The sequence below is a fragment of the Cupriavidus sp. L7L genome (genome assembly GCF_004353535.1).
In the GTDB taxonomy this organism is placed as follows: Bacteria; Pseudomonadota; Gammaproteobacteria; order Burkholderiales; family Burkholderiaceae; genus Cupriavidus; species Cupriavidus oxalaticus_A.
Genome location: NZ_SMNY01000003.1, coordinates 201409 through 215080 on the forward strand (window position 1 = coordinate 201409; position 13672 = coordinate 215080).

Annotated in this window: 10 protein-coding genes; 5 read left to right on the top strand and 5 right to left on the bottom strand. The window is 67.9% G+C overall.

Going from position 1 to position 13672, the window contains the following annotated elements:
• Nucleotide 1: 1 nt before the first annotated feature.
• From E1J61_RS02945 to E1J61_RS02965, 5 genes are all read right to left on the bottom strand, one after another.
• Nucleotides 2-1201: an acyl-CoA dehydrogenase gene (locus E1J61_RS02945; RefSeq protein ID WP_133092659.1), complete on the bottom strand. Its 1200-nt coding sequence runs from the start codon at nucleotides 1199-1201 to the stop codon at nucleotides 2-4.
• Nucleotides 1202-1268: 67 nt separating this feature from the next.
• Complete coding sequence (locus E1J61_RS02950) at nucleotides 1269-2180, bottom strand: SDR family NAD(P)-dependent oxidoreductase (protein WP_133092660.1); 912 nt, start codon at nucleotides 2178-2180, stop codon at nucleotides 1269-1271.
• A gap of 334 nt (nucleotides 2181-2514) precedes the next feature.
• Nucleotides 2515-6333 (bottom strand): LuxR C-terminal-related transcriptional regulator, encoded by a 3819-nt coding sequence (locus E1J61_RS02955; RefSeq protein WP_133092661.1) that lies wholly within the window; start codon nucleotides 6331-6333, stop codon nucleotides 2515-2517.
• Nucleotides 6334-6416: 83 nt separating this feature from the next.
• On the bottom strand, nucleotides 6417-8330 hold the full coding sequence (locus tag E1J61_RS02960; RefSeq protein WP_133092662.1) for an AMP-binding protein: 1914 nt from the start codon (nucleotides 8328-8330) through the stop codon (nucleotides 6417-6419).
• 58 nt (nucleotides 8331-8388) lie between these two features.
• Complete coding sequence (locus E1J61_RS02965) at nucleotides 8389-9411, bottom strand: tripartite tricarboxylate transporter substrate binding protein (RefSeq protein ID WP_133092663.1); 1023 nt, start codon at nucleotides 9409-9411, stop codon at nucleotides 8389-8391.
• 463 nt (nucleotides 9412-9874) lie between these two features.
• Here E1J61_RS02965 and E1J61_RS02970 point away from each other — a divergent pair, with 463 nt between their 5' ends.
• From E1J61_RS02970 to E1J61_RS02990, 5 genes are all read left to right on the top strand, one after another.
• Complete coding sequence (locus E1J61_RS02970; RefSeq protein WP_243736748.1) at nucleotides 9875-10201, top strand: hypothetical protein; 327 nt, start codon at nucleotides 9875-9877, stop codon at nucleotides 10199-10201.
• A gap of 55 nt (nucleotides 10202-10256) precedes the next feature.
• Nucleotides 10257-10832: a DUF2889 domain-containing protein gene (locus tag E1J61_RS02975; RefSeq protein ID WP_133092665.1), complete on the top strand. Its 576-nt coding sequence runs from the start codon at nucleotides 10257-10259 to the stop codon at nucleotides 10830-10832.
• A 115-nt stretch (nucleotides 10833-10947) separates the two neighbouring features.
• Nucleotides 10948-11934, top strand: a complete 987-nt coding sequence (locus E1J61_RS02980; protein WP_133092666.1) for a tripartite tricarboxylate transporter substrate binding protein — start codon at nucleotides 10948-10950, stop codon at nucleotides 11932-11934.
• 78 nt (nucleotides 11935-12012) lie between these two features.
• Entirely contained in the window at nucleotides 12013-13179 is a 1167-nt protein-coding gene (locus E1J61_RS02985; protein ID WP_133092667.1) for a thiolase domain-containing protein, read from the top strand.
• Nucleotides 13180-13207: 28 nt separating this feature from the next.
• Entirely contained in the window at nucleotides 13208-13606 is a 399-nt protein-coding gene (locus E1J61_RS02990; protein WP_133092668.1) for a Zn-ribbon domain-containing OB-fold protein, read from the top strand.
• Nucleotides 13607-13672 lie beyond the last annotated feature (66 nt).

A 13672-nucleotide genomic window follows, 5' to 3' on the forward strand; every position in this document is an offset into this window, starting at 1 on the left:
TTCAGAGTTGGAACATTGACTTGGCGATGATGGTGCGCTGCACCTCGCTGGTCCCGCCATAGATGGTCGAGGCACGGCGGAAGAACATCTCGTTGGTGATGCCGCGTGCCACGCCCTGCATGGGAAGCGGTGCAGCCGCATCGCCGTCCTGCGGCGTGGGGTATGCCACCGCACCGTAGTCCCCGAGGGTCTCCACCAGGAAGCTGCTCATCTTCTGCAGCAATTCGGTGCCGCGGATCTTCAGGATGGAGCCCATGGCATGCGCCGCGGGGCTGTGGTCTTCCTCCATCGCCGCCACGCGCTGCACCAGCGTGGCGATCGCGGCAAGCTCCGCTTCGAAGCGCGCGAGTTGCAGCGCAAATTCGTGCCGTTCCAGCAGCACGCTGCCGTGCTCGCAGCGGCGCGTCGCCAGCGCATGGATCTGCGCCAGGTAGCGGCGCAGCATCGGCAGGTCGGCAGCTGTCGCATGCTCGTTGTTGAGCAGGAACTTGGTGATCCTCCAGCCTTCGCCCTCGGCGCCAACCAGGTTCTTCACCGGTACGCGCACGTTGTCGAAGAAGGTTTCGTTCAGGTGATGGCAGCCGTCGATGGTGACGATGGGCCGAACCGTGATACCCGGCGTTTTCATGTCCACCAGCAGGAAGCTGATGCCTGCCTGCTTCTTCACCTCGGTGTCGGTGCGCACCAGCAGGAAGATCCAGTCGGCGCGGTGGGCATAGCTGGTCCAGATCTTCTGGCCGTTGACCACGTAGTGGTCGCCATCGCGCGTGGCACTGGTGCGCAGCGAGGCCAGGTCCGAGCCGGAGCCCGGTTCCGAGAAGCCCTGGCACCACTGGCGCTCGCCGCTGAAGATATGCGGCAGGTGTTCGGCCTTCTGCTCCGGCGACCCGAATGCGTTCAGCACGGGGCCAAGCAGCTTCTGCGCGCCGGTATCCTGCGAAGGCGCGCCGAGTGCCGTGCATTCCTCGTCGAACACCAGCCGCTGCATCACGCTCCAGCCGGTCCCGCCGTGCTCCTTCGGCCAGTAGGGCGCACCCCAGCCCTTCTCGTTCAGGATGTTCTGCCAGCGGATAAGCTCCGACCTGGGCGAGCGCGTGCCGATGCGGATACGTCCGCCCAGGTCGGCCGGCAGGTGCTCGCGCAGAAAGGCGCGCACCTGCTCGCGGAAAGCCTCCAGGCCCATGTCACGTTGAAAATCCATGCTTTGTCTCCTCGGACGCTGGCGGCGGGCGCCCCGGGGCGCCCGCTGCCGCGTCGGCGTCAGCTGGTCAGACCGGGTCCCAGCCGAACACGTCGCGCGACAGGTCCAGCTTGTAGAAGGAGTCCTGGAACATCGGGATGGCGCGCTCGATGCACGACTCGACGGTCCAGCCTTCGCTGTTGTGGGCCGTGCGGATCGGGCGCGGCTGCGAGAACAGGTAAATCTCGTTGTTGCGCACGCCGAAGATCTGGCCGGTGACCTGCCTGGCCTGGTCGGTCAGCAGCGCGAGCGTGAACGGCGCGATCTTGCCGGCTTCCAGCCGCATGTTGATCTTCATGCGTTCGGCCGCTTCCGGCGTGTTGGTCGGAATGCTGCCGACCATGCGCGTGAAGGCGAACGGCGCGATGCAGTTCGAGCGCACGTTGAACTTCTGCATATCGACCGCGATGGACTTCGACAGGCCGACAACGCCGAGCTTGGCCGCCGAGTAGTTGGCCTGGCCGAAGTTGCCGATCAGGCCGGCGGTCGAGGTCATGTGCACGAACGCCCCGCTTTCCTGGGCCTTGAAGTGCGGCGCGACGGCGCGCGAGACATTCCAGCTGCCCTTCAGGTGCACGCGGATCACGGCATCGAAGTCGTCCTCGCTCATCTTGTGGAAGATGATGTCGCGCAGGTTGCCGGCGTTGTTGACCACGCCGTCGACACGGCCGTACAGGTCCAGCGCCTGCTGCACGATCTTCTGCGCGGCGCCCCAGTCGGCCACGCTGTCGGTATTGGCCGCCGCTTCACCGCCTGCCGCCTTGATCTCGTCGACGGTCTGCTGGGCCGGGCCGGCATTGCCGCCGGAGCCGTCGATATTGACGCCCAGGTCATTGACGATCACGCGCGCGCCCTGGAGCGCCGCTTCCTGGGCGATGCCCTTGCCAACCCCGGCACCAGCGCCGGTCACGATGATGACTTTCCCTTCGAGCAAGCTCATGGTTTCGTACTCCTGAATGAATCGGTTGAATCAAGCAATCAGCACCGTGTGCCGCGGCGTACCGCAAGGTGCCGCTGCATGTAGCCGGCCAACCGGTGATCGAGGTGCCGGATTGGACGGAACATGACAGGGCTGTCGACGATGCTGCCTGGGTAACCATGATTGCGGGCGGCATCCGGACGGGCACTCCCCAACCCGGGGGGCGGTCCGGAACGGAGCTTATGGAAGGGGGACGGATGGGACATATGCTGGAAAGCCCCCCGCCCGAAAGATGTCCGGGCGTACCACCACGTGCGAGGGAACGGCCGGCACGACGACAACAAGGGGCCTGGCGTCAGGCCTGTACGGGCGTGGCGCCGCCCAGGTCGCGCAGGCGCGCGGCCGCCCCGCCCCGTCCGCCAACGCCAAGCTTGGCGTAGATATTCTTCAGGTGCCACTTGACCGTCTCGGCCGAGACGTTGAGCACCTTGGCGATCTTCTTGTTCGACATCGCCTGCGCCAGCAGCACCAGGATCTCGCGCTCGCGATCGCTCAGTGTCGCCATCGGCCCGGGGGCCACACCGGCGTGCGGCAGACGCTGCCGCGGCGCGATACTGCCCTGTGCGTCCTGCAGGCGCTTGACGTAAAAGGCCAGCACCAGATCCGGCACCGAGTCGCGCCCCAGCGTCGCCAGCGCGTCCGGCGCCCCCTCGAGCGTATCGAGCAACGTCCGCGTCAGCCCGAGCCGATGGCCTTCCCGGACAGAATGCAGGAAGTCCTGGTTCGCTGCCTGGTGCTCGCCGAGCCCCAGGCGCGCAACGGCCAGTTGCAGCCGCAGGCCGACCCCGCCGAGCTCCTGGCCGCTGCCCGCAAGCAGCGGCTGGATACGCTCGATGGCGTTGGCATAGTCCTTGGTGTGCAAGGCCATGTCGACGCCGGCACGCGCCGCGGCCCGCGCGATCTGGCCCGCTCTTTCGGGGCCGGCGCCCGCATAGCGCTCCGCCAGGCCCTGGACGCATTCCAGCACGACATTGGCCCGTTCCATCTCTCCATGCTGCAAATGGCGGCGCAGGCGCAAGACCAGGGCCTCGGCAAGCAGCCGGTCCAGGCCGTAGCGCACCGCATACGCTTCCAGGCGGTCGAGGCAGCCCAGCGCCTGCGCACGGCGGCCCGCCAGCCAGTGCGAACCGGACAGCACCAGGCAAGCGCGCAGCACGATATCCGGCAGCGAGACGCGCTCCAGCACGTCGATGCGCGGCTCGAGCAGCTGGCACGCGGCCTCCGTCTCGTTCAACTCGTAGAGCGTGTCGGCCAGCAGGCCGGCAGCCATGCAGGCCAGGCCTACGTAGGCGGCGCCATGGCGCTCCGCTTCCTCCATCACCTCGCGCACGATCTTGCTGGCCTGCTTGATCTTGCCTTCCCGCGCCAGGCTGATGGCATGGATGCAGCGGCCAAGCTGCCCGCTGCGCGGCGCGCCGGTGCGCAGCTCTGCCTCCTCGAGCATGCGGCGGGCCAGGTCATACTCGCCGCGCGCGGTGAGCATCCATGACAGCACGTTGCCGCGTGCATGCCATGCAAAGTCGTCGACGCCTGCCGGCACGTCCCACAGGCGCGGCAGCATGGCTGCGGCGGCATCGGTATTGTCCAGTTGCAGGGCGAGGCCGGCGCGCAGCAGGCAAAGGTTGTAGCGCTCGCACTCGTCCAGCCTGTCCTGCTGCGACTCCATCTGGTCCAGGCTGCGCTGCAGCTGGTCGAAATCGCGCGAGTAGAGATGCATATAGGCGTTGACGATATGCAGGCCGAAGCGCTGCTCCACCTGCTGCGCCGGCAGCAGGCGCATCAGCCCGGCCACCCGGTGCAGCTCGCCGCGCGACAGCAGCGCCTGCGCGCAGCTTTCGACCATTCCCGCCGCGGCATTGACGTCACCGGCCCTCACGGCATGGAATACGGCCTCGTCAACATGGCCGCGACTCTCATACCAGCGCCACGCCGCCGTATGCAAGGCGAGCTGTCCGGTCTCGCCGCGCTCTGCCAGGCGGGCAAGCAGCACCTCGCGCAGCAAGGGGTGGACGCGATACCACGTTTCGTGGTCGTGGCTGCCCGCCGGCGCGATGAAGAGGTGGTCAGCCACCATCTTGCCCAGGCGGGACTTGATGTGTGAAATCGCCATCGGCCTGCCCAGCACGTCCGCGCAAAGCGGTGCGCAAAAGCGCTGGCAGATTGACATGCTGACCAGCATCTCCAGATCGTCCGGTGCCAGGCGCACGAGAACCTCGCGCTCGAAGTAGCTGGCTAATCCGCGCGCATCGCGCACGCGCGTCAGCGGAGTCTTGCCGGCCTGCCTGGTACGCAGGTCGATGGCGAAGTGCTGCAGGCCGGCTACCCACCCATCGGTCAGCGTATGCAGGGCGACGGCATCGTCGCGCTCGATCGCGCCGAGCTGCTCGCGCAGGAAGCGTTCCGACTCCTCCGGCGTGAAGCGCAGGTCGTGCATGTCGAATTCGACCAGGGTCCCCTGCAGGCGCAGCCGCTCCATCGAGAGTTCCAGCGCGCTGCGCGAGCTGAACGCCAGGTGCAGGTGCGGCGGTGCGTAATCCAGCAGCCATTGCAGGGCCTGCAGGATGCGCGGGTCGGCGATATGGTGCAGGTCATCGATCATCAGCACCAGTTCGCGCTGGCGCCGGGCCAGCGCCTGTACCAGGGTGATCACCCACAGTTCGATTGCGGCGTCGCCGCAGTCGGCCCCGACCGCTCCCGCGGCTTCCCGGGCGGCGGCAGGATCGGCTTCGCCGATGCTGGCCAGCAGGCAGTCAATGAAACGCGACGGTTCATTGTCTTCGAGCGCCAGCGACAGCCAGCAGACGTCATAGCCCAACGGCAGGATTTCCTTGCGCCAGGCCATCAGGGTGCTGGTCTTGCCGCTGCCTGCCTGTCCCCGGATCACCACGCAGAGCTGCCGGCGCGCCTCCAGCAGGCGGTTCATCAGCGCTTCGCGCGGCATGAGCTGGCGTGCGCCGCGCGGGGGCAGCACCTTGGTGCAGGCCATTGGCCACGGTTCCCGCGCACCCCTTGCCGGCTCGTCTTCGGCGCGAACCGGCGGGACCAGCCCTGGTTCGCCGCCCGCTGTCCCCTCGGGATCGCTGGAGACTTCCTTAGTGGCCGGCCTGCGCCACGCGTCCGTCGCGGCACGGATCCACCTGTAGGGCACATTCGCGCCCGCCCGGGTGGCGGCTTCGATTTCCGCCAGCAGTTCGGGGATGCCGGCGGGAAATCCGTTTCGCCGCTGCGCCTGCGCATCGCGCAAGAAACGCTGGACCATGCGCAGCCATGCCGCGGGACAGGGGGCCAGTTGCACACGGAAACGCGGATGCTGCTGCAGCCACTGCTGTACTTCCGCGTGATCGTGGCAGGCGTGGCTGACGGCAAGCACCCGCATCCGCCTTCCCGGCGGCGCGGCCGCCTCCACGTCTTGCAGGAAGGCCAGCCAGGCTTCATGGCGGACATGGCCGGACGCGGTGCCGGCCACGCCGGCTTCGAGCATCGTCAGTGCGGTCATCAGCGAGGCAGCCAGGCTGCGCTGGTGGGCCGGCAGTGTACGCATGTTGCAGGCGGCGTTGTCCGGCGGCAGCGCATATGCGTCGGCCTCGGCCGGATCCTCGATGGAAAGCGCGAGCGCATGCACGGGCGGGGACGCGTACAGCGCCGCGATATCCACCGCGCCGGCGGCAGGACTCGCCGCCGGCGTGCCACGCACGTGGCGGCTGGCGCCGGGCCTCAGTCCGGCCGCACGCCAGTGGCGCGAAACGCTGGCCGCGCTCACCCCGAGTTCGGCGGCGAGGCTGCGTGTGCTCCAGTTGCGCGGCGTCTCCGTGCCGTCGCAACTAGTCAGCAAGGCCAGGCGCGCCACGTCGACCTTCACCGGCGGCGCGCCGCGCGGCAAGTCCTGCAGGATGCCGCCCAGGCCCGACAACGCATAGCGTTCGCGCCAGCGCGCCACCTGCGCGCGGCCAATGCCCAGCAGCGGCGCGATGGTCTTGTTCTGTTCGCCTTCGGCGGCGAGCAGGATGATGCGCGCACGCTGCGCCAGCCGTGCCGGCGCATCGGTCGCCTGGGTCAGTGCCTCGAGTTCGGCACGTTCCTGTTCGGTCAGGTGGATTGGGGGTGCAACACGCATAGACAGCCTCTGCGGATTGGCGGTGGCGGGACGCCACAACAATGCAATGGCGGCACGGGCATCCGCGCCGCCGGTACGACAGATCAGCCCAGCGAAGCGACGGCGTCGGCCGCCGGATCCTGGTACAGCGTTTCAATCAGTGACTTGCGGCGTTCGCGCGTGGTGGCCTGGTTGATGTAGCCCTTGTCAGCCATTTCGTTGGCATCGATCGACGGCGGCTCCGCCATCAGCAGCACCCGGCGCACCTGCTGGCTGGCGCTGGCCCCGCCGCCGCTGCGCAGCTTTTGCGCCAAGGCCTGCACCACCACCGGATGCGACACCAGCGCCTCGGCGCCCAGACCGGCCAGTTCGGGCGCCAGTGCCTGGCAGGCCACCACGTTGGGCCACGCCAGCGCGGCCACGAAATCGCGGTCATGGCCGCAGATCACGGCATCGGTCAGCAGCGGCGCGCATTGTTCGAGCAAGCCCACGCGTACGGCACCGGTTCGCACCCAGGTGCCGCTGATCAGCTTGAAATCCTCGACACACCGGCCGGCATAGCGCAGGCCTTCGGCGGGCGCATCGGGCTCGGCCAGGCGCACGGCATCGCCCATGCAGTAGAAGCCCTCTTCGTCAAAGGCACTGGCAGTCAGGTCCGGACGGCCGAGGTAGCCCGCGAACAGGTTGCGGCCGCGCATGCGGATCTCATAGCGGCCGTCGCCGCCGTCCAGCGGCACCAGCTTGATCTCCACGCCGGGTGCCGGCATGCCCAGGTTGCCGGTCTCTTCGGCCGGACGGCTGAAGTTCAGGCCCATGGCGGTGGTTTCGGTCGAGCCGAAGCCGCTCGTGAACAGGATGCGTTCGCCGACGGTGTGCTCGGCCAGGCGCTGGAAGCGCGCGTAGACATCGGCCGGCAGGCTCGCGCCGCCGAAGCTGACGAACATCAGCCGCGCAAAGAACGCGCGGGCCAGCGCCTCGTCGCGCTCCAGTTCGGTCACCAGCATGGCCCACGCCGCGGGCACGGTGGCGAACATCGTGGGCGATACCTCGCGCAGGTTCTGCAGCGTGCGCGCAAACTGCCCGGCAACCGGACGGCCGTCGTCGATGTAGTAGGAAGCGCCCAGCACGAAGGCTCGCCCCACGTTGCCGACGCCGCCAAACACGTGGCTCCACGGCAGCCAGTCCAGCACCACCGCCCCCTGGTACACCGGGTCGGCATGGGCAAAGAGAAACTGGCCGATCAGGGCCTGGATGCTGGCATAGGAAATCTCCACGCCCTTGGGCACGCCCGTGGACCCGGAGGTAAAGAAGATGCGCGCGGTATGCTCGGCGCGGACGGCGGCGTGCGCCGCCTCGACCTGCGCCAGGCGTTGCGGGGTCAGCGCCGTGGTCAGCAGCGATGCCCACGGCATCTGGCCATCCGCTGCACCTTCGACGGCGATGACCGCCTGCGCCGGCATGGCCAGTGCCTCCAGCGCGCGGGCAAAGGCGGTTGCCGACTGCACGAATGCCGCGGCTGGCGCCAGCAGGCCGTGGATATCCTTCAGCCGGGCGAAATCCTTGCTCTGCAGGGAATACGCCGCTGATGTCGCGGCACACGGGATGCCCACGTATTCGGCCGCCGCCGCCAGCAGTGCATGCTCGATCGAGTTGCCGGACAGGATCATCAGCGGACGCCCGCGCGACAGGCCCATTTCCAGCAATCCGGCCGCCACCGCCAGCATCTGCCGGTGGAAGTCCTCCCAGGTCACCGTGCGCCAATCGCCGGCGCTGTCACGCTGCGCCAGCGCGACTTGCGTGGCACGCTGCCGTGCCCAGCCTTCGACGAAGCCGCTGAAACCCAGGTGCGGCGCGGGCACCGGCGCAATGCCGGCGCGCAGCAGCAGCGTGCCGTCGGCGCGCGCTTCATGGATGGCTTTCGCCGTGCGCAGCGCAGCGTCGCGATACCTGGGCGACGCACCGGGCTGGCCAGATGTCGGAGGCTTGGATCCCGGAACGTGGGCGGAATGGTGCAACATTGTCTTCAATCTCCTCTGCTTGTTCCCGGCCAGCGGTCTGCGCCGGGGGCGATCCTGGTCAGTCGATGGTGGCGCCCGAGCGCTGGATGGTGTCCTTCCACTTGCTGCGCTCGGCCTGCACGAAGCTGCCGAACTTCTGACCGGACAAGGGCAATGGCACGCCGCCCATCTTCTGGATGGCGTCGATGACCGCCGGATCCTGCAGGATCCGGCCGATATCGGCCTGCCACCGGGTCACGATGGCGGCCGACGTGCGCGCCGGGAAAAACAAGCCGATCCACGACGTGGATTCCGCGCCGGCGTAGCCGGCCTCGGCGATGGTGGGCACCTGGGGCAACGCGGGCAGTCGCGTGGTGCCGGTCACAGCGAGCGCGCGCAGCTTGCCGGCCTGGATCTGCGCCAGCGTGGAGACGGGATAGTCGAACGTCATGTCGACCTGCCCTGCAAGCAGGTCATTGATCGACGGCGCGCTGCCCTTGTACGGGATATGCACCAGCCTGACGCCCGACTGCGCCTGGAACAGTTCCGCGGCGAGGTGCGTGCCGGTGCCATTGCCCGCGGAAGATACGGTCAGCTTGCCCGGATTCGCCTTCGCGAACGCCACCAGGTCCTTGACCGACTGGTACGGCAGGCGGCTGTTCACCACCAGCACATTGGGGATGGAAACCAGCCCTTGTGCCGCGACGAAATCCTTTGCCGGATCAAAGCGCAGCGACTTGTACAGGAACTGGTTGCTCGCCATGGTCCCCTGCGTTCCCATGAGCACCGTATAGCCGTCGGGATCGGCGCGCGCGACGAGGTCTGTCGCCAGGTTGCCGCCCGCGCCGGGACGGTTGTCGACGATGACGCGGATACCGGCGCCGCTCGTCATCCGGGCCGCAATCAGGCGTCCGAGCTGATCGGTGATGCCTCCGGGTGGTCCCGGCACCACCAGCGTGACTGGCTTGGCGGGGTAGCCTGCCTCCGCCAGCGCAGCCGGCGCGGCCAACGTCAGGGCCGCCAGGCCCAGTACTGCCGCCCATCGTGGTGCCAGCGCCTTCACACACCAGTCCAAGCCCCGCTTCACGAGCTGTCTCTGCATTGCCACTGTCTCCTGTCGTGCCGGATGCCCCGGCGGATTGTCACGTTCGTCTTTCGCAACTTTTGTTCTCTACGATATGCCGTAGAACTTATCGCAATGTCGTATGAATCTATACTACGCTATTTCGTAATTACCTACCAGATTTCGTAGCAATGAGGGATATGGTGCACATCGGGCTCGATCCGCCCGTTGCGCCACCCCCTGTCACGCGGATAACCGGGCTTATGAAGCTACATGGCTCTTACGACCCGCCTGCCCCCCTTGGTCGAGTGGGGCGATTCCCGGGCCGGCGCGTGACACTTGCCTGCAGAACCCGCAGCCCTGTTCAAACGAAACCGGCTGCCCCGGAGACAAGCTGATGCAGTGCCACCCATACCGGACGCCTACGGCGTCATCCCAGGCCCCTCACCGGCCATCCGCATCCAACCAGCCGCCGCAGGCGGTCGCGCCCATGGAGCGGCTCATGGATCTGCTCCAGGAGGTCCGCCAGTTCAGCCGCCATCTGCAGCGCAGTGCCAGGCAAGCCGCGGGATGCGCCGATGAGTCGTCCTACGAGGTCGCGCTGCACGCCATGCTCAGCGACCGCATGTGCCGCGGCGACGAGCGCACGCGCATCCTTTGCTACGCGTCGGCGGCAGAACTGGGCGTGCCGGTGGAATTGCAGGCGGAACACTGCCGGCAAGCCATGAGTGGTGGCCTCGGGTTTCCCTTGCGGGTGCTGTTCTGGGCTGCCCACCGGCGCATGCACGCCGGCAGGCGGCCGCGCGCTGCCGTGCTGACCTGGAACTGACTACCGATCGACTTGCGGCCGGCTGCCGTGCGCAGCCATGGCATGGAGCCCGCTCATGACCCCGAATACGACTGAACGCACCGCCATTCACACCCGCCAGGTGACCTGCCATGGCTACGAACGCAGCGACGGCCTGGTCGATATCGAGGCCGAGATGCGGGACATCAGTCCCACCGGTACCGATCTGCTGTTCAAGCAGGTGTTGCCGGGTGGCGCCATCCACCACATGCGCATCGTGGTGACGGTGGACCGGTCCCTGGTCATCCATGACATGAAGGCGCTGATCGAAACCGGCCCGACCGGGCACTGCACTGCCATCGAATCCGCTTACGCCGGCCTGAAGGGGCTGCAGATCCGTGGCGGATTCCGCCAGCAGGCAAAAGCGATCATCGGTGGCGTGCGCGGCTGCACGCATCTGACGGAACTGCTCGGCCCGCTGGCCACCACCGCCATGCAGACCGTCATGGCAATCGGCCGCCGCGAGCGCAATGGCCGCTGGCCCGGCGAAGGCACGGGGCTCATGCCGAAGCCCGTGCTGATCGGCAGTTGCCATACCTACCACGAGGACGGCGAGGCGGCAAAGCTGCTGTGGCCCTTGCACCGGCGCGCGCCTGATGCGCCGGTCGCCTGAATGCCGGCGCCGGCAGCGCAGCACGGCTGCCGGCACCGCTTCGCGCGCATACCGCGCGACCACCTGTCCGGCACGCCCTGCTCGGAGCCGGCAAGACGATCACCACGGAGGAGACATGAGCTGTTTTGCAGAACGGGCCCGCGGGCCCTTGCGTGCGTTGCTGGCCCTGCTCTGCCTGCCGGCGCTGGCATTGCCGGCCGCCGCGCAGACCTACCCGGAGCGCCCCGTGCGCATCGTATCGATCACCAGTGCCGGCACGGGCGCCGACGACTACACGCGCCTGCTGGCCAAACACCTCGGGCAGAAGCTGGGGCAGAGCTTCGTGGTCGAGAACAGGCCCGGCGCCAACATGATCCTGGCCAGCGACTATGTCGCCAAGGCTGCCCCCGACGGCTACACCCTGCTGCTTTCCGCGTCCGGCGCCATGGCGGCCAACCCGTTCCTGTTCAAGCGCCTGCCTTATGACCCGCTGAAGGACTTCGTGCCGATCGCCCGCATGTCGGTGATCCCGGTCGCGCTGGTGGTGCCGGGCACGTCGCCGTACCGCACCGTCGCGGACCTGGTCGCCGCGGCCCGGGCCAGGCCGGGCGCGCTCAATTTCGGCACGTCGAGCACGGGCTACCGCACCATCATCACCGCCTTCAACGATGCCGCGAAGATCCAGACGGTGAGCGTCCCCTACAAGGCCATGAGCACGCTGCTGCCCGACCTGATGAGCGGGGTGGTGGACTACGGCGTCGTCGAGGTATCGGCCGCAGTGCCTCATGTGCAGTCGGGCAAGCTGCGCGCGCTGGCGGTCACGGCGGGCGCGCGCATGCCGCAGCTCAAGGACGTCCCGACCATGGCCGAGGCAGGCATGCCTGCGGCGGCGATCAGCAGCTGGACCGGCCTGTTCGCGCCGGCAGGCACCCCGCCGGCCATCGTCGACAAGCTTGCGCAGGCCACGCTCGAGTTCGTGAATTCGCCGGATGCCACGGCGCACTACGGCGCGCGCGGCAGCATGCCTTATCCCGCCGGCGGCGCCGAACTGCGCAAGACCATCGTCGCCGACCAGCAGATGTGGAAGCGGCTGATCACGCTGGCCGGCATCGAACCGGAATAAGCGGAGCAGACGCCCACCCGATTGCATCCCGGGCAGGCGATGCCTGCCCTCCCCGTCACTGACCAACAGGAAACCAAGATGAGCATCAAAGGCAAGGCCTATATCGTCGGCGCCTATGAGCACCCGACCCGCAAGGCACCGGACAAGACCGTCGCCCAGCTGCATGCCGAATGCGCGAAAGGCGCACTGGAAGACGCCGGCCTGACGCTGGCGGACGTCGACGGCTATTTCTGCGCGGGCGACGCGCCGGGCCTGGGCGTGCTGAACATGGTCGACTACCTCGGCCTGAAGGTCCGCCACGTCGACTCCACGGAAACCGGCGGCTCCTCCTACCTGGCGCATGTGTCGCATGCCGCGCAGGCGATCGCCATGGGCAAGTGCAACGTCGCGCTGATCACGCTGGCGGGCCGGCCGCGCTCCGAAGGCTCCAGCGGCACCAAGGCCCGCAACTGGGGCGCCGACCTGCCTGACCTGCCCTTCGAGGCCCCCTACAGTCCGCTGACCGTCAACTCGTACGCCATGGTGGCCATGCGCCATATGCACGAGTACGGCACCACGCCCGGGCAGCTGGCCTGGATCAAGGTGGCCGCCTCGCACCACGCGCAACACAACCCGCACGCGATGCTGCGCGACGTGGTGACCGTGGAAGACGTGCTGAACTCGCCGATGATCTCGGACCCGCTGCACAAGCTGGACTGCTGCGTGGTGTCCGACGGCGGCGGCGCGCTGATCGTGGCACGGCCGGAAATCGCCGCGAAGCTGAACCGCCCGAAGGTCAGGATCCTTGGCGCCGGCGAGCATGTGAAGGGGCAACTGGGCGGCGAGGTCGACCTCACCTGGTCCGCCGCTAAGGTATCCGGCGCGGCAGCCTTTGCCGAAGCCGGCATCACGCCCGCCGACATCCAGTACGCGTCGATCTACGACAGCTTCACCATCACCGTGCTGATGCAGCTGGAAGACCTGGGCTTCTGCAAGAAGGGCGAAGGCGGCAAGTTCGTGGCCGACGGCAACCTGATCTCCGGCGTGGGCAAGCTGCCCTTCAACACGGACGGCGGCGGCCTGTGCAACAACCACCCGGCCAACCGCGGCGGCATCACCAAGGTGATCGAGGCCGTGCGCCAGCTGCGCGGCGAAGCCCATCCCGCGGTGCAGGTCAGGAACTGCGGACTGGCCCTGGCACAGGGCACCGGCGGCCTGCTCGGCAGCCGCCACGGCAGCGCCACCCTCATCCTGGAACGCGAATAACGCCTGACAGCAGGCATCGAGCTCAGCCATGACGACCCCCTACACCCCTACCCCTTTCAAAGCGCCCGCCGAACACCCCGACAACACCGAGTTCTGGGCCGCCGCGCGCGAAGGCCGCCTGCTGGTGCGGCACTGCGACAGCTGCGGCAAGCCGCACTGGTACCCGCGCACGCTGTGCCCGTTCTGCCTGGGCACGACCCACTGGAAGCAGTCCAGCGGCCGCGGCACGATCTACTCGTACAGCGTCACGCGGCGCGCCGGCCCGACGCCCTTCTGCATGGCCTACGTCACGCTGGACGAAGGCGTCACCATGATGACGCAGATCGTCGATTGCGATCTCGATTCGGTACGCATCGGCCAAAAGGTGCAGCTGCGCTTCTCGCCCTCTGACGGCGGCGCACCGCTGCCGACCTTCACGCTCGCCTGAAGCCGGGCCGCGCGCGCCCCGCCATCCACCCAATGCAAGCCTGATCCATGAACACGACTGCATCCC